We start from the raw sequence: 21071 nt of genomic DNA on the forward strand, positions 1-21071 counted from the left end.
GGCTGGGTTTAGTTTCTTAACACCTGTTATACAACCCCTTTAGCTCTGCGGCACGAGCAGCTTCTGGCCCAGCTTCACCTCATCGGAAGCCAGGTGGTTGAGCTCGCGCAACACCTGCACGCTCACACCAAAGCGGCGCGAGATGTTGAACAGCGTATCGCCCGGCTGCACCAGATGCACCTGCGAGGCCGGCAGCCGCTTCTCTACAGCCGGGCGCGGCGCGGCCGCTACGGCACTCTTAGCGGGGGCTGAGGCATTTTTCAGCGCCTTGCGCGGTGCGGGTGCATCCTCGGCCGGAGCCTGAAATACCAGCCGCTGGCCAAGTGTTACGGTTTCGCTCTCCAACTCGTTCCAGGCCATTAGCTGCGCCAGGGTCAGATTATGCTCGCGGGCCAGCTTGGTGAGATTGTCGCCCTTGCGCACGAGGTAAGGACCGAAATTTTCCCTGATTTCTTTGGGCGCAGCGGCCGAAGCAGTCTGCACCGGAGCTTCCGTATCCGTTTCGGCCACGGGCACCACGGATTTAGCTTCGGCACGTTTGGCACTGGCAGCGAGACTGGCAACCTGCGCCTGTCGGCGGGCCGCAATCCGGGCCTGCGCCTCGGCAGCCGCCTGCTGCACGGCCTGCCGCTGCCTGATGGCGGCTAAGTGTACTTCCTGCATTTTTTCCCGCCGGATTACTTCCTGCAGCCGCGCTACTTCGCGGGCATTGGCCTCGGCCTGCTCATGGCGGGCCACCGCTTCCTCATCAGACACGGCTGGGCGCACGCGCACGGCAGGAACCGGCATTGCTACCGGCACGGCCGCGATGGATTCTGCGGACTTGCCGGGGGCCGCAACGGGAATCGGCACGAATACCACCAGCTCACGGCCGGGCTTCAGCGAACGACCTTTGGGCAGCTCATTCCAGCGGCGCAGCTGGCTTTGGCTCACGTCAAACCGCTCGGCCAGGCTGGCCAGAGTTTCGCCGCGCCGTACTTTGTGCGGCACCCGCCGGAAGCGGGGCGCGGCTTCCGCGTCATCGGCCCGGGGGCCGGTGGTGGCGGCCAGCAGCGAGCGATTCCCCCACGGCTCCACGCCTTCGAGGCGGGGTGGTAGAAAGGCCAGCGGCCGGGGCAGCTCGGTAGCCGGCTGGCAGTAATCGAGCAACGTATTGCGGTCGGCTTCGCCAAAATGCACCGCCGCCGCCGCCGGAAACCGCACCACGTAGGACCGGTAGCCGGCCGGCAGCGCCGCCCGCCGCAGCTCCGGGTTGAAGCGCGTGAGGTACAGCGAGTCATCGTAGCCGCAGGCCTGGCTCAGGCGGCGCAGGTCGAAGGCGCGGCCGCGCAGGCTGAGCGTGTCCATCGGCTCGGCATACTGGTAGCGCAGCGTGGGCGTGCGCAGGCCGTGGGCCTCGGCGTACTTCATGCTATACATGATGGCCGTGAAGGTGGGCACGTAGTTGCGCGTTTCGGCCGGCATGTAGGGGTACAGGTCCCAGAAGGTCTTTTTACCGGTGCGGCGTATCACGCGCTGCACGCTGCCCGCCCCCCAGTTGTAGGCGGCCAGCACCAACTCCCAGTCGTGAAACACGCCGTAGAGGTAGCGCAGGTGCTTGCAGGCAGCCTCCGTGGCCTTCTCAGGGGCCATGCGCTCGTCAATCCACTCGTCGCGCTTTAGGCGCAGGTCGCCGGCCGTGGGCCCCATAAACTGCCAAAGACCAGTAGCGCCCACCGGCGACTTTGCCGTAGGTATCAGGGCCGATTCCACCACGGCCAGGTATTTCAGGTCGAGGGGCAGGTTATACTGCGCCAGGTATTTCTCGAAAAGTGGAAAGTAGAGGTTTTCGCGCTCCAGCACGCGCTGCATGTAGCTGCGGTTGCGGGCCGTGAAGAGCGTGACGTAGGCCATCACCGCATTATTGAACTGGTGCGGGGCATCGGTTTCAATGCAGCCCACCCGGTCGCCCACCAGGTCGCGCACGGTGGGCGGGGTGCGCAGCCACTCCAGCCGGGCCGAGTCGACGGGCGGTACCGGCACGGCCACCAACGAGTCGGGCTGCAATTCCAGGCGCACCCGCATGGTATCATCCAACAGGGCTGGCATTGTGGAAATTACCCGGCCCGTCGAATCGCGCTGCGTCCCCCGTTGGGCTTTGGCAACCGTACCCTGCAACAACAGAAAAGGCAGCGCCAGTCCCAGCCAAAGGGGGCGGGAACGGGAGGTTTTTACGTGCTTAATCCCTTGCTTCATAGCACTAAGATAGGCTATAGGTAAAGAACTTGTAGAGATGCCAACAAAAAAATCCTGATACGTAGCCAGGCCCTTCGGGGATGACCTTTCAACAAAAATGCCCCGGCCAGCAGGCCGGGGCATTCGTGGGGGCCAGCGGGCAATACGCCGACTGACTACTGAATAACAAGCGTTAAGCTACCACTTCCTCGGTGAGGGTGCCGGCAAAAGCCAGCAGCTCGGCCTCGCGGAAGGAGCCGGCCATTACCTGCAGGCCAATGGGCAGGCCGGCGGCGTCCTCCCCTACCGGCACCGAAATGGCGGGCACGCCGGCCAGCGAGGCCTGCACCGTGAAAATATCGGCCAAGTACATCGAAACCGGGTCCAGCTTCTCGCCGATTTTGAAGGCCGTGGTGGGCGTGGTGGGAAGCACCAGGAAATCGTACTGGCGTAGCAGCTCGTCGGTTTTATCCTTAATGAGGCGACGAACACGCTGAGCCTTTGTGTAGTAAGCGTCGTAGTAGTTAGCGCTGAGCACGAATGTGCCGAGCAGGATGCGGCGCTGCACTTCGGCCCCGAAGCCCTGGGCGCGGCTCTTTTTATAGAGGGATTCCAGGTCCGTGGCATCCGGGGCGCGGTAGCCGTACCTCACGCCATCGAAGCGGCCCAGGTTGGAGCTGGCTTCGGCGGTGGTGAGGATGTAGTAGGTCGGAATCATGAAATCGAGGTAGGGGAAATCCACCGCCTCTACTACGTGGCCCTGGCCGCGCAGCAGGTCCAGCTGGGTTTCCATCGCCGCCTTTATTTCGGGGTTCAGGCCCGGGCTGTTCACGGCATCGGCGATGTAGCCGATGCGGTAGTGCGCGGCGGGCGTGAGCTGCTGGCTGTAGGCGGGCACCTCGCGCTGGCTGGCGGTGCTGTCCATGCCATCGGCTCCGGCCATTACTTCGGTCAGCAGCGCGGCATCAGCCACCGAGCGGGTGATGGGCCCAATCTGGTCGAACGACGACGCAAAGGCCACCAGGCCGTAGCGCGAAATGCGCGAATAAGTGGGCTTAAAACCCACCACGCCGCAGAACGCAGCCGGCTGGCGCACCGAGCCGCCCGTATCGGAGCCAATCGAGGCCAGGCACATATCAGCCTGCACCGCCACAGCCGAGCCGCCCGACGAGCCACCGGGCACCCGGCTGGGGTCCACGGCATTACGGACCGGGCCGAAGTACGAGGTTTCGTTCGAGCCGCCCATGGCAAACTCGTCGCAGTTCTGGCGGCCGATGATGATGGCATCGGCATCGAGCAAGCGCTGTACGGCCGTGCCGGTAAACAGCGACTTGAAGCCGTCCAGCATCAGGCTGCTGCTTTGCAGCGAGTGGCCGGCATAGGCCAGCACGTCCTTGATGCCGAGGACCATACCGGCCAATGGCCCGGCTGTGCCGGCAGCTAACCTGGCATCCACGGCATCGGCCTGGGCGCGGGCCTCGTCGGGCCACACTTCCAGGAAAGCGTTGAGGGTGGGGTTCTGGCGCTCGATGTTGCCCAGGTAATACTCAACGAGCTGGCGGCAGGACATAGTGCCCGCCGTCAGCTCGCTACGAACTTCGGATAAAGACTGAAAACGCTTCAAACTATTTGCAGATTTTAGGTGACCGATTCAGGAATTAAGCGTCGGGGTTGGCGGGGATGTAGGGCTGCCGGGGCTGGGTGCCTTCGGGGGCCATGTTGGGCGGCAGCGCGGGGGCTACGTAGGGCGCATCGGCCGTGGGGTAGCTGGTGGGCTCGGGGTGAGCGGTGGTAACGGCTGCCGCAGCAGGCGTAGCCCAAGGATCGAAGCCGGAGCCGGCTTCCGCCACCGGGGCCGGGGCCTGCGGCAGCGGCGTGGGGTACTGCTGCTGAGGGGGGTAGTTGGGGTTGGGCTGCTGGTTGTAGTTGGGCTGACCGGGCTGGCCGGCCTGCTCAAATTCGCGGCGGATTTCCGTGCTGGCGTCCTTGAACTCGCGGATGCCTTTGCCCAGGCCCCGGGCCAGCTCCGGAATCTTATTGGCCCCAAAGAAAATGAGGATAACAACCATTATCAGCATCAGCTCCGAGCCGCCGATATCGCCTAGAAATAGAATGAGGGGGGTTTGCATGATTTTTAACTACGTGTTAAACTAGATAAATATAGAAACGAGCAGTGGCTTAGCCGAGCTGCTGGTTGGGGTCATTGGGGTTGTAGGCCGGCGGGGCGGGCTGCTGGTAGCCCGGCTGGCCCGGCTGCGCATACGTGTTGTGCTGCGGCTGCTGGGGGTAGCCTTGCTGGGGGTAGCCCTGAGCGGGAGGTGCCTGCTGGGGGTAGCCCTGCTGCGGGTAGCCCTGAGCGGGAGGGCCCTGTTGGGGGTATTGCTGCTGGTAGAGAGGAGCCGGCTGGTCGCGATACTGCGGCTGCTGGTCTTCGGGCTTGGTGCTGGCGTCCTTGAACTCGCGCACGCCCTGGCCCATGCCTTTGAACAGCTCCGGAATACGCTTGGCACCAAATAACAGAATAACAACGAATAGAATAAGGAGCATTTCGGTGGTCCCGAAGCTACCAATCAGAAACAAGGAATGAAGCATAGAAAAGGGGGGCACTTGGGCCCAGTAAAGGGTGAGAAAAGAAGATATACGCAGCCGAACGCCTTTTGGAGTATCAAAGATACCCAATAGAGCTGTTTAGATGACGAAGGACACCTTCGGCGGAGGATTTGCCGGGGTTGAACGGGCTATAATTACGGTTGGCCGACATCACAGCATCTAACTTGTCATCGCCAACTAGCTTTGTTATTCCATAAACCAGTCTTTCTCATTGCGAAGGAGTTAGGCTGTGCTTCCTTAACCCAATCCGTTGTGAAATCATCCAAGACCACGAATTTTGCTGCTGTTCCGTTGCGGCAGGTCAACGAGCCCGAGCGTCTGGAAACGCTGCATAGCTATAACATTCTCGATACCGACCCGGAGCAGGTTTTTAATGATTTGGCGCAGCTATCGGCGTTTATCTGCGGCACGCCCATGTCGCTGGTTTCTTTGATTGATACCGAGCGGCAATGGTTTAAAGCCCGCGTGGGTCTCGACATGCAGCAAACGCCCCGCGAGCATGCCTTTTGCCAGTATGCCATGCGGGCCCCCGGTGTGTACGAAGTAGCCGATGCGGCCCTCGACCCCCGGTTTGCCGACAACCCGCTGGTGACGGGCAATCCCAAAATCCGCTTCTACGCCGGCGCGCCCCTGCTCTCGCCCGATGGCCAGCCCCTGGGCACGCTGTGCGCCCTCGATACCGTACCCCGCCAGCTCACCGCCGACCAGCGCGAGGCCCTGCGCGTGCTGGCCCGCCAGGTAATGGCCCACCTGGAGCTGCGTCGCGTGCGCGCCCAGCTCGAAGACGAGCGCCAGAAGCTGGACGGCATGCTGCGCATGGCCAACAGCACCGGCGATTCGCTGTTCAGCAACGGCCGCGCCGAAATCTTTGTGAAGCAGGACCAGCGCCTGGTGCGCGTGACCACCGCCGAGTTGCAGTACGTGGAGGCCCTTGGCGACTACGTGAACCTGCACACCACCCGCGAGCGGCTCACGGTGTACGGCACCATGAAGGATTTCGAAGCCAAGCTGCCCGGCCGTGATTTCGCCCGCATTCACCGCAAATACATTGTGCGGCTCGACCGTATTGTGGCCATCGAGGCCGATGCGGCGCTGCTCGACGGCAGCTCGGCCAACGGCCCTGTCCGCACGCCCATGCGCGTACCCATTGGCAGCTCCTACAAAGCTGGGCTGCTCAATCGGCTCACGCTGGTTTAGGCCCGGCCAGCTGCTGCAATTGCTCCAGACCCGACAAAGCTGACGTTCGCCGCGTCAATGGCTCCTTTCACCGAGTTACCCGGGTAACAGGCCGCTCAGCCCACCATCTTTGCTATAGTTATCGGTTGCGGCAGGCTAATAGCCCCTGCGGCCGACAGCTAAGTTTGTTTTCATAGCTCAGAAAGACCCGCACCTTTGGAGCGGGTTTTTTTATTTCAGCCCGGTTTGGCCTGAGAAAGCGGATGGAGCCTACGATGGCCCAACGGCCCGGCTACCGGTGGCCCAGCCAGCTTTCAGGGTTCAGGTTAGACGAGTTGTGCCACACCTGAAACTGCACTTCGGACGTGCCCTCGGCATCGGTGGCCACCGTGCCGATGACCTCCTTGGCGCTTACGTGCTGGCCCTCGTGCACGCTCACGGAGCGCAGCTTGGCATACACCGTGAAAAAATCGCCGTGCTGAATCATGACGATGGTGTTCATGCCCGCGATGTTGGCAATGGTGAGCACCTTGCCATCGAAGCACGACCGCACGGCCTCATCGGCCCCGGTCTGGATGTCGACGCCCCGGTTTTCTACCGTCACATTTTTCAGCACCGGGTGCGGGTGCCGGCCAAAGCGCTGGCTGATGAAGCCCCGGCTCACGGGCCAGGGCAGCCGCCCCCGGTTGCCGGCAAAGGAAGACGACAGGCCCGCCGCTTCGGGCGTGAGGGCAATGCGAACGGCGCGGCGGTCGGCGGCGGCTTCGGCGGCCGTTTCGGGCGCGTCGCTTTCGGGAGCGGCCGTGGCGTTGTCGGTATCGGAGCTGCTGGCGGTTTCCGGGTCGCGGCGGGTGCGGGCCACGCCGGCGCTATTGCGGGCGGCGGCAGCGCGGCGGGCATCGCGGGCGGCAGCCAGAGCGGCTTCGCGGCGAGCAGCCAGGCGGGCGGCCCGGGCGGCGCGGGCTATTTCCTCGCGCACCCGCTCGGCAATCAGGTTATCGAGGCGGTTCACGGCCTGGCGGCGCTCTTCCAGCTCTTGGCGCAGGCCCTGCTCCTGCTGGCTGAGCTGCTGCACCATGTCGTCTTCTTTCGACTTGAGGCTGAGCAGGTTATTGTTCTCGCTCAGCTGGCTGTTGAGCAGGCTGCTTTTACGCTGTTGCTGCTTCGTCAGGCCCGACAGCTCCTGGTGCAGCCGGTACTGCGTGCCCATGATGCGAGCCGCCTGCCGCTGCCGCTCCTCGGTGTACTGCCGGATGTAGCGCAGCCGCAGCGCAAACTGGTTGAATGACTCCGAGGCAAACAAAAACATAAGCCGGTTGAAGCCGTTGGCCGTTTTTGAAGCCGTGTAAAGCAGCCGTGAATATTCGGCCTTGAGCTGGGCCAGCGTTTGCTGGGTTTGAATAACCTGCTTAGCCGTCTGGTGCACGTTGGTTTCGATGCCCTGCAATTGCGTCGAAATCCCCTGAATAACCTGCTTTTTCACCGTCAGCTTCTCGGTGATGACGTGGAGCTGGCCCAGGCTCACCTTTTTCTTTTCCTGGGTCTGGTTCAGGGCCTGGCTGGTTTTCTGAATCTGGCGGAGGTTGGTCTGGCGCTCGCGCTCCAGCTGCTCCTTGCTTTTGGCGCGGGCCGGCCGGGGGCTGGCGGCAGCCTTTGGGCGGGTGCGGGTGGTCGGCTTAGTGCTACGGGCTGACTTAGCGGGCTGCCGGGCCGGCTTAGCCAGTTTCCTGGGCTTGCGGTTCTGCGCGCCTACGGGCCCGGCCAGCAGCAGCCCCAGCAGGGCGAATAGCCACCACCGGCCGCGAATAGCCATCGCGCCAGCTTTCGCTTCTGAAATAAGTGCCTTCTCAGCCTGTACTACCTGCTTATTCAACGTGTACCATTCAAAACCCACCACTTATATGGCAGGGCAAAGGTAATCGGGTGAGTGGTTGTTGATTGTTAATAACAACCAACAACCACTCACCCCCCACTTCCAGACCGGCTACCTGATGCGCCGGAAGCTCTTGGGCACGGCAAAAGGGAAGCTCAGCCGCTCCCGGCCGGTATTCACTTTATTGTAGTTGATGTCGGCCGTGACCACGCCCGCCGACGACTGCTGTGCCTGAATAACAGTGGAGTATGCGAAAGGCAGGCCCGTCGGCTCATCCAGCGGCTGGAAGTCGGCATAATCGACGGTGAGGTTGCGCTTGGTGGCTTCGTCGCTCATCTTCAGCTGCTGCACGCGGCCAGTGGCGGTTTGCATCAGGCGCTCCACCAGCACATCGGCCAGGGGGTAGCTCACGCGCTGGCGGCCAGCCTCTTCGGCAGCCACGGTGGGCTTGGTACCGGTAGGGGCGGGCAGGTAGTCGCCGAGTAGTAGGGCCTGCATCTGGGCAAAGCTCACGGGCACGTTCAGCAGCTTGCTCAGGTAGTCGTAGCCGCCCGAGAAATAGGTTTTGTCCAGCCGGTTCATCACCCGCACCGAATCGTGGGTGAGCACGGCGCGCACGCCCTCAATACCCGCCAGGCCCGCCGACACCCAGATGATGCTGTCGCGGCGCATGCGCAGCGCCAGGTTAGCCCCCTGCTTATTGCCCTTCATATTAATCTGGGCCTTCCCCTTGGCATTGAGAAAGATGAAGGTAGTATTGATGGCCTGTACCGAGGGCAGGGTGGGCTCCATTATGGGGGTGGAGGTGCCCGGCCCGGCTGCCGAGGCAGTGGTGGGCACGGCCTTGCGGGCGCAGCTGCCCAGCAGCCCCAGGGCCAGCAGTAGCGTAACTTTATTCATACAATTTATGGTCTTTCAATTTTCGCTCCAGCAGGTCGGAAGTTCCTCCGATTTTGTGAGCCCGCTGCCATTCCACAGCAGCTTTATCCTTGTCACCGAGCTGGAATAACACGTCGCCGTAGTGCTCGATAATGGAGCCGTCCTTGGTGGTTTGCAGCGCCTTTTCCAGGGCATTTTTGGCCCCGCTATAATCCTTTTGCTTGTAGAGCACCCAGGCATACGTGTCCAGATAGGTGTCATTGTCGGGAAATTGTTTCACAACTTTGCCAGACATCTGCTTGGCCTTGTCCAGCTTTTCGCCCCGTAACGACAGAAAATAGCTGTAATTATTCAGCACCTGCACATTGTCCGGGTCGCTCACCAAGGCCGACTCGTAGGCCGCATCCGACTTTTCGTATTCGTGTAGCTCGTGGTAGGCATCGCCGAGCTGGGCATCGAACTGGCCCAGCAGCGGCGCGTTATTCACCACCAACCGGCGGCCGTGCTCCAGGGCTTTCACGCCTTTCTGGGGCTGCTTTTTCAGCAGGTGGGCCACGCCGTTGTAGAACCACAGCGACGCCTGGTTGGGAAACAGCTCCAGCGCCCGGCCCGAATGCGCGAGCAGCGAATCGGTCTGGGTCAGCTCGGCATCAATGAGTACCACCTGCTGCCATACCTGGAACTTGGAATTATCGTAGCGCAGGGCTTGCAGGTAGGTATCGCGGGCTTCCTTCTTATGGTCGGTCAGGGTTTGCACATCGCCGGCCACGGCGTAGGATTTCGCATCCTTCGGATAAACTTTGACTGTGGCCGCGGCCAGGTCGCGCACCAGCTGGTTCAGCGGCTCCTTGGGGCTGGGCAGCTGCTTGATGTAGCCCACCAGAATCCGCACTCGGGCGTCAATATCCAGCGCGGGACTGGCGAAGGCCTGGCGCAGCTGCTGGTCGGCCTCTTCGTCCTGCTTCTGCTGGCGGTATACTTCCGAGAGTATCAGGTGGGCCTGGGGGTTGTCGGGGTCGAGGCGCAGGGCCTGCTGGGTCACGCGCACGGCGTCGGGCAGGCGATTGTTGCTGGCGTACATCTCAGCCTGGGCCAGCACATAGCGGGGCTCAGTGGGGTTGGCCTTGATGAGCTTTTCGCCCTCGCCCAGGGCCAAGTCCAGCTTATTTTGCTTGAGGTAAATCTGCTGCTTCTTAAAGGAAATCTCATCAACCTGGCCAAATTCCTTTTCGGCCTGGTCCAGGGTGGTGAGGGCTTCGGGCAGGCGGTTCTGGGCCAGGTACAGGTCGGCCAGATTGAACAGGTAGCTGCCCGAGTTAGGCACTTGCTTGATGAGCGCGGCGTAGGTTTTGGTGGCCGCCTCGTACTGCTTCTGGCTGGCCTGCGCCTGGGCCAGCAGCAAGTAGTAATAGGCGTTTTTCGGGTCGAGGCGGGTGGCTGCTTCGGCGTAATTAGTGGCGTCGCGCAGGTTGCCGCTCAGCAGGCTGGCTTCGGCAATCTTGTAATTAACAGCCGCGTTGTCGGGACTCAACGCATGGGCTTTCAGCAGGTTTTCGAGGCCTTTGGCGTAGTCTTCCAGCAGCACGTACTTCACGCCTTCCACAAACAACGCCTCGCTCTGCTCCTTCTCCCGCTCCGACAGGGCGGGTGCGGTGGCGCGCTTCGCCCGTAGCTCGGCTACTTTCTTTTCCAGCTCGCGCTGCTCTTTTTCCAGCACCCGCTGCTCCTTACGGCTCAGCTTGGCGGGCGGCCCAAGGGTCCCCGATGGGGCCTGCGCGTACCCCGGGGCCGTCAGCCCCACCCAAAACAGCAGACTCAGAACAACTTGACGCATATACAAGAAAGCCGGACCTGAGGTCCGGCCCACGAAATTACGGGGAATAGTAATGGCAGCGGGAAGCGGGAAGTGAGGCGTGGTAATTGCCGCTCTCACCCATAACGGGATAAGCTACCAATTAATTTCACCCCACTTCCCGCTTCTCACTGCCCGCCGCTGGCCATCACACCCGCAGCTGGTTATAATCGCCAAGGCTCAGGTCATCGGGCGTGCCGGTCACGGTGGCGAAGTTGCCAATCATCGAATTGCTGATAACCGCGTTCAGCACCGAGGCCGACTGCTGCACAATGGAGTTCGACAGGCGCGAGTCGCGCACGTTGGAGTGCGCACCCAACGAAACGTGCGGCCCCACCACCGAATCGGTAATGATAGCGCCCTCGCCGATGTACACTGGCTCCAGCAGCACCGAATTGGTGATTTTAGCCGACTCGTGCACCAGCGACTCGCCGCGCTCCTTCAGGTACTCCAGGTAGCGCTGGTTGGTGAAGACCGTGGCGTCCTTGTTGCCGCAGTCGAGCCACTCGGTCACGCGGCCGGGTACGAAGACGGTGCCTTTGTTCTTCATATTTTCCAGGGCATTGGTGAGCTGGTACTCGCCCTTGTCCTTGATGTCATTGTCGAGCAGGTATTGCAGCTCGGTACGCAGGTACTCGCCGTCCTGGAAATAGTAGATGCCGATGATGGCCAAGTCCGACACAAATGTCTGGGGCTTCTCCACGAAATCGGTGATGCGGCCCTGGGCATCCAGTTTCACCACGCCGAAGGGCTTGGGGTCGGCCACCTGCTGCACCCAGATGGTACCGGGCACGCTGGAATCCAGCGTGAAATCGGCCTTAAACAGCGTATCGGCAAAAGCCACCACCAGCGGGCCGGTCAAGGAATCCTTGGCGCACAGAATGGCGTGGGCCGTGCCCAGCGGCTCGTCCTGGTACACGATGGTGCCCTTGGCCCCCACCGATTCCGCAATTTTCACCAGGCTCTTCTCCACCTCGGCCCCAAAGCGGCCAATAATGAAGGCCACCTCGTCCACCGGCTCGCCGCACACCTTGGCAATATCCTCCACGAGGCGCTGCACAATGGGCTTGCCCGCAATGGGAATGAGGGGCTTGGGAACGGTGAGGGTGTGGGGGCGCATGCGTTTGCCCATGCCGGCCATCGGAACGATGATTTTCATATTTATTTTAAAGAGAGTTGGTTAATAGTTATGGGTGCAAAGCAAGTGTAGTGCGAAGCGGTGCTTCGCAAATACCAACGGCTCTGACTAATTAAGCAGCAAGAAGCCGCGAAGCACCGCTTCGCACTACACGCCCGTACTTCCATACCCGCCCGCGCCGCGTTGGGTTACACTCAGTTCCTCAACGGGCTGCCAGGCAATGGTTTCGTGTTTGGCAACTATCAGCTGGGCAATGCGTTCGCCGTCATTTACCACGAAAGGCTCGTTGGATAAATTCACGAGCAGCACCCGGATTTCGCCCCGGTAGTCGGCATCAATTGTTCCCGGACTGTTCACGATGCCAATGCCGTGCTTCACGGCCAGGCCGCTGCGGGGGCGCACCTGAGCCTCATAGCCCACCGGAATTTCCAGGCTCAGGCCGGTAGGAATAAGCTGGCGCTCCAGCGGCCCGAGCGTGACGGGGCCAGCTGTGAGATGAGCGCGCAGGTCGAGGCCGGCAGCGTGGGGCGTTTGGTATTCGGGCAGCGGGTGGCCCGAGTTATTGATAACGGGAATTTGCATGAGCAGTGATAAGGGAACGGGCAAAGATAGTCCCATGCCTATACTATCCTAACCTGTCTATGCCTCGGCAACACGCATTGCCGGCCGGGGCCGCTCCACCCCGTACAGCGCCAGCAGGAAGGCCACCGTCAGGCCCGCGTGCCAGGCGTGGCGCAGCCACCAGCCCGCTGGCTGCACCCACCAGCCCAGTGCCACCAGCCCCGAGGCAAACACCAGCCACAGTCCCAGCCGCAACGCCGGATACGGCACCGGAAAGTGCCGCTCGCCCAGCTGCCAGCACAGCACGGCCATCATAAAGTAGCAGGCCAGCGTGGCAATGGCCGAGCCTAAGTAGCCCAGCAGGGGAATCAGCAGGAAGTTGAGGGCAATGGTGAGCACCGCCCCGCCCGCCCCTATATAGGTGCCGTAGTACGTCTTATCGGTGAGTTTGAACCACACCGACAGGTTGTAATAAACGCCCAGAAACAGGTTGGCCAGCAGCAGAATGGGCACCACCACTAGTCCCTGCAAATACTCCGGCCGCCGCAGAAACAGCTGCCCGAAGTCTTCCACGTTCAGGCTGATGCCCACGAATATCACCGCGCAGCACAGCGTAAACCACTTCAATATCATGGCAAACATAGCCGGCGAGTTCTTCTCCGTGCTCTGGGCAAAGAAGAACGGCTCGGCCGCGTAGCGGAACGCCTGAATAACCAGCGACATGAAGATGCTCAGTTTGTAGCACGCTCCGTAAATGCCCACCGCCGTGAGGCTGCTCTGGCCCGGGTAGAAATTATCCGGCAGCCACTTGGGTAGCAGAATACGGTCCAGCGTTTCGTTCACCATGCCAGCCAGTCCCATCAGCATCAGCGGAAAAGCATAGCCCAGCAACGGCTTCAGAAATACCACGTTCAGCCGGAAGCGGAAATCCAGCAGCTCGCGCCCCAGCAGCAGCAGCGTGAGGCCGCTGGCAAACAGGTTACTCAGAAACACGTAGCCCACACCCACCGACGGGTCATACACCCGCGCCACTAGTGGCTGCAGGCCCGGCAGCCATTTACCGCTCATCACGGCCGGACAGAGGACGATGAAAAACAGGTTCAGCGCTACATTGACGATGATGCCGGCCAGCTTGATACCGGCAAACTTGCGCGCCTTGTTCTCCAGCCGCAGCCGAGCAAACGGAATGGCCGTCAGCGCATCCAGCCCCAGAATAAGGGCCACCCACACGGCATACTGCTCGTGGCCGGGCGGAATCTCCAGCAGCCCCAGCAATGGGCGCGCCAGCAGCACCAGCAGCACCGTGAGCCCGGCCGTGCTCACAAACAACAGACTCAGCACCCGGTCGTACAGCTCCTTGCGGTCGGTGCCAGGCCGGTTGGCGAAACGGAAAAACGTGGTTTCCATACCGTAGGTAAACAACACGTTCAGAAACGACACGTAGGCATATAGCCCCGTCACCACTCCATACTCGGCCGCCGCAAATGCCCCTGTGTATATCGGCACCAGCAAGTACGTGAGCACCCGGCCCACAATACTGCTCACGCCGTACACCGCCGTCTGGGAGGCTAATTTTTTAGCTACACTCATTCGAAACAAATTAAAAATTGCGAATTAAAAATTAAAAATTGGCTCAAATGGTGGGCACTTGGCAGTTCTGCTGCTCATTTTTAATTTTTAATTATTCATTTTTAATTTCACTTCCCCGTGAACACCGCCGGGCGCTTCTCCACAAAGGCCGTAGTGCCTTCCTTGAAATCCTCGCTCTCAAAAGCCCGCTCAAACGCCTGGGCTTCGGTTTCGTAGCCGTCGGCATTCTTGGCGTAGTGCGCGTTCACGCAGTCCAGCACCAGGGCCACGGCCAGCGGGGCCTTGCCCAGAATCTTCGTCAACAGCTGCGTGCAGAAGGGCAGCAGCTCGGCCTGGGGCACCACATGATTCACCAGGCCCAGCCGCAGGGCTTCGTCGGCCTTCACCATGTCGGCCGTCAGCAGCAGCTCAATGGCCTTGCCTTTACCGATGAGCTGGGGCAGGCGCTGGGTGCCGCCGTAGCCGGGAGGTAAGCCCAGGTTCACTTCAGGCTGCCCAAACCGGGCATTGTCCGACGCCACGCGCATGTGGCAGGCCATAGCCAGCTCGCAGCCGCCGCCCAGTGCAAAGCCGTTCACGGCTGCCACCACAGGCTTCGTGCTGGCCTCGATGCGGGCAAACGCCTCCTGCCCCGCTAAAGAAGCCCGACCGGCCCGGTCGGGCGTGAGGGCGGCCAGCTCTGCAATATCGGCCCCGGCCACAAACGCCTTCTCGCCGCTGCCCGTCAGGATAATGCCGCGCACCTGCGGCTCGGCCAGCGCCTGCTGCACGGCCGCGTCGATATCGGCTATGGTGGCTGCGTTCAGGGCGTTGAGCTTGGTGGGGCGATTGATGGTGATGGTGAGGATGCCGCTGGCAGCATCCAGGTCGTAGAGCAGGTTTTCGAAAGAAGCAGACATAGCAGCGAAATAAAGAGGCCCCGAAATGCGGTTGGCAGCGCCAAAGATAGGACACGCACCGGCCCATGCCGGTCGGGATAATTACCCGGCTCAACGCCTGGCGCATCCATTTCAACCAAAACCGGCCCCAACACTTTCCGAAACAACCCACCTTTGCAACAGTAAACAGAAGTAAGTATTTGAATTTAAATACTTAGTTTGGCGCCAGACCTACCCCTTTTTCACTCCCAACTCCTTAACTACTATGGGCTTTGTTTCCGAATTTAAAGAATTTATCTCCAAAGGCAATGTGCTCGACCTAGCGGTCGGCGTTATCATCGGCGGCGCATTTGGCAAAATCGTATCCTCGCTCACCGACGATGTCATCATGCCGATTGTGGGCTTGATTGGTGGCAAGCCCGATTTTTCGGCGATTAACGTCGGCCCCGTCAAAATCGGTTTATTCATGAATGCCGTTGTGGGTTTCCTCATCCTGGCGCTCATCATCTTCTTTATCGTGAAGGGTGCCAACAGCATCAAGAAGAAACCGCTTGAGGTAGTAGCCGCGCCCGCGTCCCCGCCGCCCACCACCGACCAGCAGCTGCTCATGGAAATCCGCGACTCGCTGCGCGCCGGCCGCGCCTAAGTTGCCCATTCCGTTCAACCGAAAAAAACCGTGGTTTGCCGAGTGGCAGGCCACGGTTTTCGCCTTTTTTGCTTCAACCATTCGTTTTATTCAAGGCAGTTAATTGGTCGATTCAAAATAAGTTGCCAACTTAGGGGCCACCTAACGCCCCGGGCCGTCCTTTTAGGTAGCCGTATTGAACCACCCCATTGTCTCAATCGTTAGGCCGCTATCCTGCTCCCCTCACTCCCATTGCGCCCCATGAAAGTATTGTTTGTTGCCGCACTTTTCGGCGGCTTGAGTTTCGGAGCTTCCTCGGTAGCTCACGCCCAGACCGGCCCCGCTTTCCCCATGCCCGGCAAAGCATCCAGCGAAGAAGATGCCCGCGTCACCACGGCCAACAATGCCCAGGAGCTGGCCCGCAACCAGCGCCGCGCCGCCATGTCGCCCGATGAAGTGAAGCGCGACCAGCAGCTTGAGCTGCTCGAAGCCCGCACCGGCAACACCAGTTTCGGTGCCCGCGGCCCCGATCGCCAGTTCGACTCCAACCGTAGCGGCAACGGCTTCATGGTTCGCAAGTTCAAGACCCAGCCCGGCAAGCCCGGCTACGTGAGTAAGCGCGGCATGGGCCACACCGCTGGCAGCTCCAATCCGGCTGGCAAGCCATTGGTACACAAGCACAAAAGCAAACACAAGCTTCTATTCTTCTAGACCACGGATTAACGCGGATTTTAACGGATTTCACGGATTTTGTGGACGATTGTAAACATCACAAAGGCTGCCCTACAGGGCAGCCTTTTTTGCTTTTAAGTGAGGATTAATTGAGTATAGAAAAGCAAAAAGGCTTGCCGTGTGGTAAGCCTTTTTGCTTTTCTACGTCATCCACGAAATCCGTTAAAATCCGCGCTAATCCGTGGTCTAGAGTGTGCGCTTGATTTCCTTTTCTTCGAAGCCTTCGATGTTGTCACCTTCAATAAGCTCGTTGAAGCCTTTGATGGAGATACCACATTCGTAGCCCTGGCGTACTTCACTCACATCGTCTTTGAAACGCTTGAGGTCCTGGATATCGCCGGTGTACATCACGATGCCGTTGCGAACCACGCGCACCTTGGTTTTGCGGGTCAGGGTGCCTTCCGTCATCATACAGCCGGCAATGGTGCCCACTTTGGTGATGTTGAACACCATGCGTACTTCGGCATTGGCAGTCACCACTTCCTGCACCGTTGGGGCCAGCATGCCTTCCATGGCATCCTTCACCTCATTGATGGCGTTGTAAATGATGGAGTACAAACGGATGTCAATCTGCTCGTTCTCAGCTAGCTTGCGTGCACTCTGCGAGGGCCGCACCTGGAAGCCGATGATGATGGCGTCGGAGGCCGAAGCCAGCAGCACGTCGCTTTCCGAGATGGCACCCACCCCTTTCGAGAGGATGTTCACCTTCACTTCCGGCGTGCTTAGTTTCAGCAGCGAGTCGGAAAGTGCTTCCACCGAGCCATCCACGTCGCCCTTCACCAGGATGTTGAGTTCCTTGAACGAACCGATAGCCAAACGGCGACCAATTTCGTCCAGCGTGATATGCTTCTTGGTCCGGATGGTTTGCTCGCGGGCCAACTGGAGGCGCTGAGTAGCCATTTCGCGGGCTTCGCGCTCCGTTTCCATTACCTGGATACGGTCGCCAGCCTGCGGGGCTCCGGTCAAGCCGAGCACCTGCACCGGCGTAGCGGGCGGCGCAGTCTTCATTTTCTTGCCGCGATGGTCGGTCATGGCCTTCACGCGGCCAAAGTGCGGGCCGGCGAGGATAATGTCGCCCACGTTCAGCGTACCGGTTTGCACCAGCACGGTGGTTACGTAGCCACGGCCTTTGTCAAGCGAGGCTTCAATCACGGTACCGATGGCACCGCGGTCAGGATTCGCTTTCAGGTCGAGCAATTCGGCCTCCAGCAGCACCTTCTCCAGTAGCTCCTCAATACCAATGCCCGATTTGGCCGAAACCTCCTGGCTCTGGTATTTACCACCCCACTCTTCCACCAGAATGTTAATCTGGGAAAGCTCCTCACGGATTTTCTCGGGGTTGGCCGACTGCTTGTCAATCTTGTTGAGGGCGATGATAATCGGCACCCCGGCAGCCTGCGCGTGGTTGATGGCTTCCTTAGTCTGCGGCATCACCGAGTCGTCGGCGGCTACCACGATGATAGCAATATCCGTCACCTTGGCACCACGGGCACGCATGGCCGTAAAGGCTTCGTGACCAGGCGTATCAAGGAAAGTAATAGCTTGGCCCGTTTTGGTGCGCACTTCGTAGGCACCAATGTGCTGCGTAATACCACCGGCTTCGCCTTTGGCCACACTCGCATCGCGGATGTAGTCAAGCAGCGACGTTTTGCCGTGGTCGACGTGGCCCATGATGGTCACGATGGGGGCACGGGGCTTGAGGTCTTCCTCGGCATCGCCGGCGTCAACATCAATTTCCTCTTCCTCAGCCGACAGGAACTCCACGTCAAAGCCAAATTCATCGGCAATCACGGTAATGGCTTCGGCATCTAGACGCTGGTTGATGGACACGAACATACCCATGCCCAGACACACCTTGATTACCTCGTTCACGTTCACGTCCATCAGCGAGGCCAAGTCATTGGCCGAGATGAATTCGGTGAGCTTGAGGGTCTTGGCGTCGAGCTCGTTCTGTGCGCGCAGGGCCTCGCGGTCCTCTGCCAGCATGCTGCGCTTGTCGCGGCGGTACTTGGCGCGGTTCTGATTGTTGCCGCCCTTGTTGCCACCGAGCTTGGCCAGCGTGGCCTTAATCTGCTCCTGAATCTGCTTTTCAGCCTGCTCAGGGGTGAGTGCGGGAGCGTTAGGCTTGGGAGCCGACTGGCCGGGGCGCTGGCCGGGACCACTGGGACGGTTACCGCCGGGACCATTATTGGGCCGGTTGCCCTGATAGCCACCACCCGTGCCACCACCTGCAGGGCGGTTGCCCTGATAGCCGGGGCTGGGCGGGCTGGTGGTGCTGCCGGGAGGGCCGGGCAAGCGGGTGCGCTTCTTCTGGCCGGGGCCAGCGGGCAGACCGCGCTTGCTCACATCAGACGAAGCAATGGGACGGGGGCCACGGCCACCCGGCCCACGCCGGTCATTGTTGATAGACGACAGGTCGATTTTACCGAGAACGGTCAGGCCTTTCAGCGTGTCCGACTTCGCTACGATGGTGCTGGTATCTTCGGGCGCAGCAGCGGGCTCGGCTGGCACAACCGGAGGCACAGCAGCAGGTGCTACGGCGGCCGGAGCGGCTGGTGCAGCAGCGACAGGAGCAGCAACCGGAGTAGCGGCAACTACCGGCGCAGCGGCAATCGGAGCCGGAGCCACCGGCTCAGCTTTGGCTACGTGCTGGGCCACGGGTGCCGGAGCAGCAACCGGTGCCGGGGCAGCCGGAGCTTCTGCTTTCGGCGCGGAAGCAGCCGGAGCCTCCACTTTCGGAGCTACGGGAGCGGGAGCGGGAGCGGGTGCCGCAGCAGCCGGAGCGGCAGCCACGGGAGCCGGGGCAGCGGCCCGGGGCGGAACCACACGGCCTTTGCTGTCCAGCTCAATTTTACCCAGCACTTTAAGGCCGAGTACGCTGGGAGCAGGGGCTGGCGCGGCCACTACCGGAGCAGCAGGCGCGGCCGGAGCCGGTGCTGGCGCGGGGGCAACCGGAGCCACCGCCGGAGCGGCAGCTACCGGAGCTGCCACGGGCGCGGCGGGCTTAGGGGCCGGGGCGTGCACAGCCACGGGCGCAGGCCGGGGGGCCGGCGCGGGGGGCTTAGGCGCGGCGTCAAGGTCGCTCTGGCGCTTGGCCTGAATGACTTTCTGGGCTTCTTGACGGTCGTGGGCAGAGGCCGCGAATTCCTTCTCCAGCGAGGCCACTTGCTCACCGGTGAGTTTCGTAGTCGGCTTGTTCTCTACTTGTATACCTTTCTTGGCCAGGGCTTCTACCACCCTGTCCATTCCAATATTCAGGTCTTTGGCTGCCTGTTGTAGCCGTTTCGGGGTTGCTTCCGCCATTTATCTTTTCTCGCGTAACGATACGCTTCTAGGTGCAAAGGTATTACATTAAATCTTGCCAGCAGGTTGCAAACCGTGCCTACTGGCTCGATTTGTTACCCTTGCCGTACCGGCCGCGCGGCCGTCATTGGGCTGGCTCGGCGGGAGAGCTCGCGCCCGCTTCCTCAATCGTTGGTTGGTTTTCGTTGGTCATTTCAGTCACCAGAGGGGTATGCTCGGGGGTTGTGTCGGTTTCCGAAGCGTGCGTGACCGCAGCTTCTTCCTCGGCCACTTCAACCGTTTTGCCGGTAGCAACGCGGTTTTTAGCCGATTCCAACGAGTTTTCGTCGAGGTCTTCGTCGTCGGCAAATTCCTGACGGATAATGCGGTACACATCGTCCACCATTTCTTCCTCCAACTCCGTACGGCGCACGATGTCGTCTTTCTTCACCGCCAGTACGGCACGGCCGGTATCCAAACCGATTTTTTTCAGCTCGGCCAGTACCCAAGGCTCGATTTCGTCCTGGAACTCGTCCAGCGAAATATCTTCCTCGTAGTCGATGGCTTCGCGGAACACGTCGATTTCCATGCCCACCAACCGGCTGGCCAACTTAATGTTGGCACCGCCACGGCCGATGGCCAGGCTCACCTGGTCGGGCTTCATGAATACGGAAACCCGGCCGTTCTCCTGGTTTATCTTCATAGAACCTACTTTGGCCGGCGATAGTGCCCGCGCAATATAAAGCTCTAAGTTATCAGTATAATTGATAATATCGATATTTTCATTTTCCAGCTCGCGCACCACCGGGTGAATGCGGCTGCCCTTCATGCCCACGCAGGCACCCACGGGGTCAATGCGCTCGTCGTAGCTTTCTACGGCTACTTTGGCGCGTTCGCCGGGCTCGCGCACTACGTTTTTGATAACGATGAGACCATCGTAAATCTCGGGCACTTCCAGCTCGAACAAGCGCTCGAGGAAAGCGGGTGCGGCACGGGAGAGGATGATTTTCGGCGTGCCGTTAATCACTTCCACGCGGTGTACTACAGCCCGTACGGTATCGCCCTTGCGGAAACGGTCCTTGGGGATTTGCTCGCCTTTCGGCATCACCAGCTCGTTGTCGTCCTTGTCCATGATGAGAGCCTCACGGCTCCACACCTGGTACACTTCACCGGTCACAATTTCGCCTACCTGGTCCTTGTACTTCTGGTACAGGTTGTCGCGCTCGAGGTCTTTCACGCGCTGAATCAGCGTTTGGCGGGCCATGAGCACGGCGCGGCGGCCGAAATCCTCCAGCTTCACGCCTTCGGCCACGGACTCGCCTACTTCAAAGTCGGGCTCGATTTTCTGCGCCTCGGCCAGTGGAATTTTATCGTGGTCCCAAATATCCTCCGAGTTATCGTCCACGATTTCGCGGTTGCGCCAAATTTCGAGGTCACCGTTATCAGGGTTGATGATAACGTCGAAGTTTTCGTCCTGGTCGTATTTCTTCCGAATCATGGTACGAAACACGTCGTCCAGGATGCTCATCATCGTGGGCCGGTCAATGTTCTTGCTCCGGGCGAATTCGCCGAAGGATTCAATGAGTTCGTGGCTGTTCATAAATCACTGATTTCACGGATTTTTCACGGATTTCACGGATTTTGTAGTCGATTTCGTTGCA

At 60.4% G+C, this 21071-nt stretch carries 15 protein-coding genes and 1 pseudogene; 3 read left to right on the forward strand and 13 right to left on the reverse strand.

What is annotated here, in order from left to right; all coding sequences use genetic code 11:
• Positions 1-39 precede the first annotated feature (39 nt).
• From KQ661_RS02205 to KQ661_RS22705, 4 genes are all read right to left on the reverse strand, one after another.
• A complete protein-coding gene (locus tag KQ661_RS02205; RefSeq protein WP_216679143.1) occupies positions 40-2088 on the reverse strand; it encodes a LysM peptidoglycan-binding domain-containing protein in 2049 nt (682 codons plus the stop codon).
• Positions 2089-2407: 319 nt separating this feature from the next.
• On the reverse strand, positions 2408-3838 hold the full coding sequence (gene gatA / locus KQ661_RS02210; protein ID WP_216679144.1) for an Asp-tRNA(Asn)/Glu-tRNA(Gln) amidotransferase subunit GatA: 1431 nt from the start codon (positions 3836-3838) through the stop codon (positions 2408-2410).
• A 34-nt stretch (positions 3839-3872) separates the two neighbouring features.
• Positions 3873-4343 carry a twin-arginine translocase TatA/TatE family subunit gene (locus KQ661_RS22700; RefSeq protein ID WP_216679145.1) on the reverse strand — a complete coding sequence of 157 codons (471 nt, stop codon included), beginning with the start codon at positions 4341-4343 and terminating at the stop codon, positions 3873-3875.
• 49 nt (positions 4344-4392) lie between these two features.
• Entirely contained in the window at positions 4393-4806 is a 414-nt protein-coding gene (locus tag KQ661_RS22705; protein ID WP_216685542.1) for a Sec-independent protein translocase subunit TatA/TatB, read from the reverse strand.
• Positions 4807-5076: 270 nt separating this feature from the next.
• Between KQ661_RS22705 and KQ661_RS02225 the strand changes: the two genes are divergently transcribed.
• Positions 5077-6021: a GAF domain-containing DNA-binding protein gene (locus KQ661_RS02225; protein ID WP_216679147.1), complete on the forward strand. Its 945-nt coding sequence runs from the start codon at positions 5077-5079 to the stop codon at positions 6019-6021.
• Positions 6022-6292: 271 nt separating this feature from the next.
• Here KQ661_RS02225 and KQ661_RS02230 read toward each other — a convergent pair whose 3' ends face one another.
• The 7 genes from KQ661_RS02230 to KQ661_RS02260 all read right to left on the reverse strand — a co-directional run bounded on the left by KQ661_RS02230 (position 6293) and on the right by KQ661_RS02260 (position 14792).
• Entirely contained in the window at positions 6293-7813 is a 1521-nt protein-coding gene (locus tag KQ661_RS02230) for a murein hydrolase activator EnvC family protein (protein ID WP_216685543.1), read from the reverse strand.
• A 171-nt stretch (positions 7814-7984) separates the two neighbouring features.
• On the reverse strand, positions 7985-8773 hold the full coding sequence (locus KQ661_RS02235; RefSeq protein ID WP_216679149.1) for a DUF4292 domain-containing protein: 789 nt from the start codon (positions 8771-8773) through the stop codon (positions 7985-7987).
• Positions 8766-10586, reverse strand: coding sequence for a tetratricopeptide repeat protein (locus KQ661_RS02240; protein ID WP_216679150.1), 1821 nt, complete (start codon positions 10584-10586; stop codon positions 8766-8768). Before KQ661_RS02240 ends, KQ661_RS02235 begins: the two co-directional genes overlap by 8 nt.
• Before the next feature lie 166 nt (positions 10587-10752).
• Positions 10753-11763 (reverse strand): sugar phosphate nucleotidyltransferase, encoded by a 1011-nt coding sequence (locus KQ661_RS02245; RefSeq protein WP_168671501.1) that lies wholly within the window; start codon positions 11761-11763, stop codon positions 10753-10755.
• A 126-nt stretch (positions 11764-11889) separates the two neighbouring features.
• Complete coding sequence (gene dut / locus KQ661_RS02250; RefSeq protein ID WP_216679151.1) at positions 11890-12324, reverse strand: dUTP diphosphatase; 435 nt, start codon at positions 12322-12324, stop codon at positions 11890-11892.
• A 57-nt stretch (positions 12325-12381) separates the two neighbouring features.
• Positions 12382-13893 (reverse strand): lipopolysaccharide biosynthesis protein, encoded by a 1512-nt coding sequence (locus KQ661_RS02255; RefSeq protein ID WP_216685544.1) that lies wholly within the window; start codon positions 13891-13893, stop codon positions 12382-12384.
• A 107-nt stretch (positions 13894-14000) separates the two neighbouring features.
• On the reverse strand, positions 14001-14792 hold the full coding sequence (locus KQ661_RS02260; protein ID WP_216685545.1) for an enoyl-CoA hydratase/isomerase family protein: 792 nt from the start codon (positions 14790-14792) through the stop codon (positions 14001-14003).
• 244 nt (positions 14793-15036) lie between these two features.
• Between KQ661_RS02260 and mscL the strand changes: the two genes are divergently transcribed.
• Positions 15037-15417 (forward strand): large conductance mechanosensitive channel protein MscL, encoded by a 381-nt coding sequence (gene mscL, locus KQ661_RS02265; protein ID WP_216685546.1) that lies wholly within the window; start codon positions 15037-15039, stop codon positions 15415-15417.
• A gap of 240 nt (positions 15418-15657) precedes the next feature.
• On the forward strand, positions 15658-16107 hold the full coding sequence (locus tag KQ661_RS02270) for a hypothetical protein (RefSeq protein ID WP_216685547.1): 450 nt from the start codon (positions 15658-15660) through the stop codon (positions 16105-16107).
• A gap of 207 nt (positions 16108-16314) precedes the next feature.
• Here the strand turns inward: KQ661_RS02270 and infB are convergent, their stop codons facing one another.
• Complete coding sequence (gene infB / locus KQ661_RS02275; protein WP_216685548.1) at positions 16315-19431, reverse strand: translation initiation factor IF-2; 3117 nt, start codon at positions 19429-19431, stop codon at positions 16315-16317.
• Between the two features lie 346 nt (positions 19432-19777).
• Positions 19778-21010 (reverse strand): annotated as a pseudogene (gene nusA / locus KQ661_RS02280) (transcription termination factor NusA); the annotation flags it as partial.
• Positions 21011-21071: the final 61 nt, after the last annotated feature.

The sequence above is a fragment of the Hymenobacter siberiensis genome (genome assembly GCF_018967845.1).
Lineage (GTDB): Bacteria > Bacteroidota > Bacteroidia > Cytophagales > Hymenobacteraceae > Hymenobacter > Hymenobacter siberiensis.

Coding starts and splice junctions, on each gene's coding strand:
- KQ661_RS02205 (WP_216679143.1), bottom strand. CDS start 2,088: ATGCCAGCCCTGTTGGATGATACCATGCGGGTGCGCCTGGAATTGCAG.
- KQ661_RS22700 (WP_216679145.1), bottom strand. CDS start 4,343: ATGCAAACCCCCCTCATTCTATTTCTAGGCGATATCGGCGGCTCGGAG.
- KQ661_RS22705 (WP_216685542.1), bottom strand. CDS start 4,806: ATGCTTCATTCCTTGTTTCTGATTGGTAGCTTCGGGACCACCGAAATG.
- KQ661_RS02230 (WP_216685543.1), bottom strand. CDS start 7,813: ATGGCTATTCGCGGCCGGTGGTGGCTATTCGCCCTGCTGGGGCTGCTG.
- KQ661_RS02235 (WP_216679149.1), bottom strand. CDS start 8,773: ATGAATAAAGTTACGCTACTGCTGGCCCTGGGGCTGCTGGGCAGCTGC.
- KQ661_RS02240 (WP_216679150.1), bottom strand. CDS start 10,586: ATGCGTCAAGTTGTTCTGAGTCTGCTGTTTTGGGTGGGGCTGACGGCC.
- KQ661_RS02245 (WP_168671501.1), bottom strand. CDS start 11,763: ATGAAAATCATCGTTCCGATGGCCGGCATGGGCAAACGCATGCGCCCC.
- dut (WP_216679151.1), bottom strand. CDS start 12,324: ATGCAAATTCCCGTTATCAATAACTCGGGCCACCCGCTGCCCGAATAC.
- KQ661_RS02255 (WP_216685544.1), bottom strand. CDS start 13,893: ATGAGTGTAGCTAAAAAATTAGCCTCCCAGACGGCGGTGTACGGCGTG.
- KQ661_RS02260 (WP_216685545.1), bottom strand. CDS start 14,792: ATGTCTGCTTCTTTCGAAAACCTGCTCTACGACCTGGATGCTGCCAGC.
- mscL (WP_216685546.1), top strand. CDS start 15,037: ATGGGCTTTGTTTCCGAATTTAAAGAATTTATCTCCAAAGGCAATGTG.
- KQ661_RS02270 (WP_216685547.1), top strand. CDS start 15,658: ATGAAAGTATTGTTTGTTGCCGCACTTTTCGGCGGCTTGAGTTTCGGA.
- infB (WP_216685548.1), bottom strand. CDS start 19,431: ATGGCGGAAGCAACCCCGAAACGGCTACAACAGGCAGCCAAAGACCTG.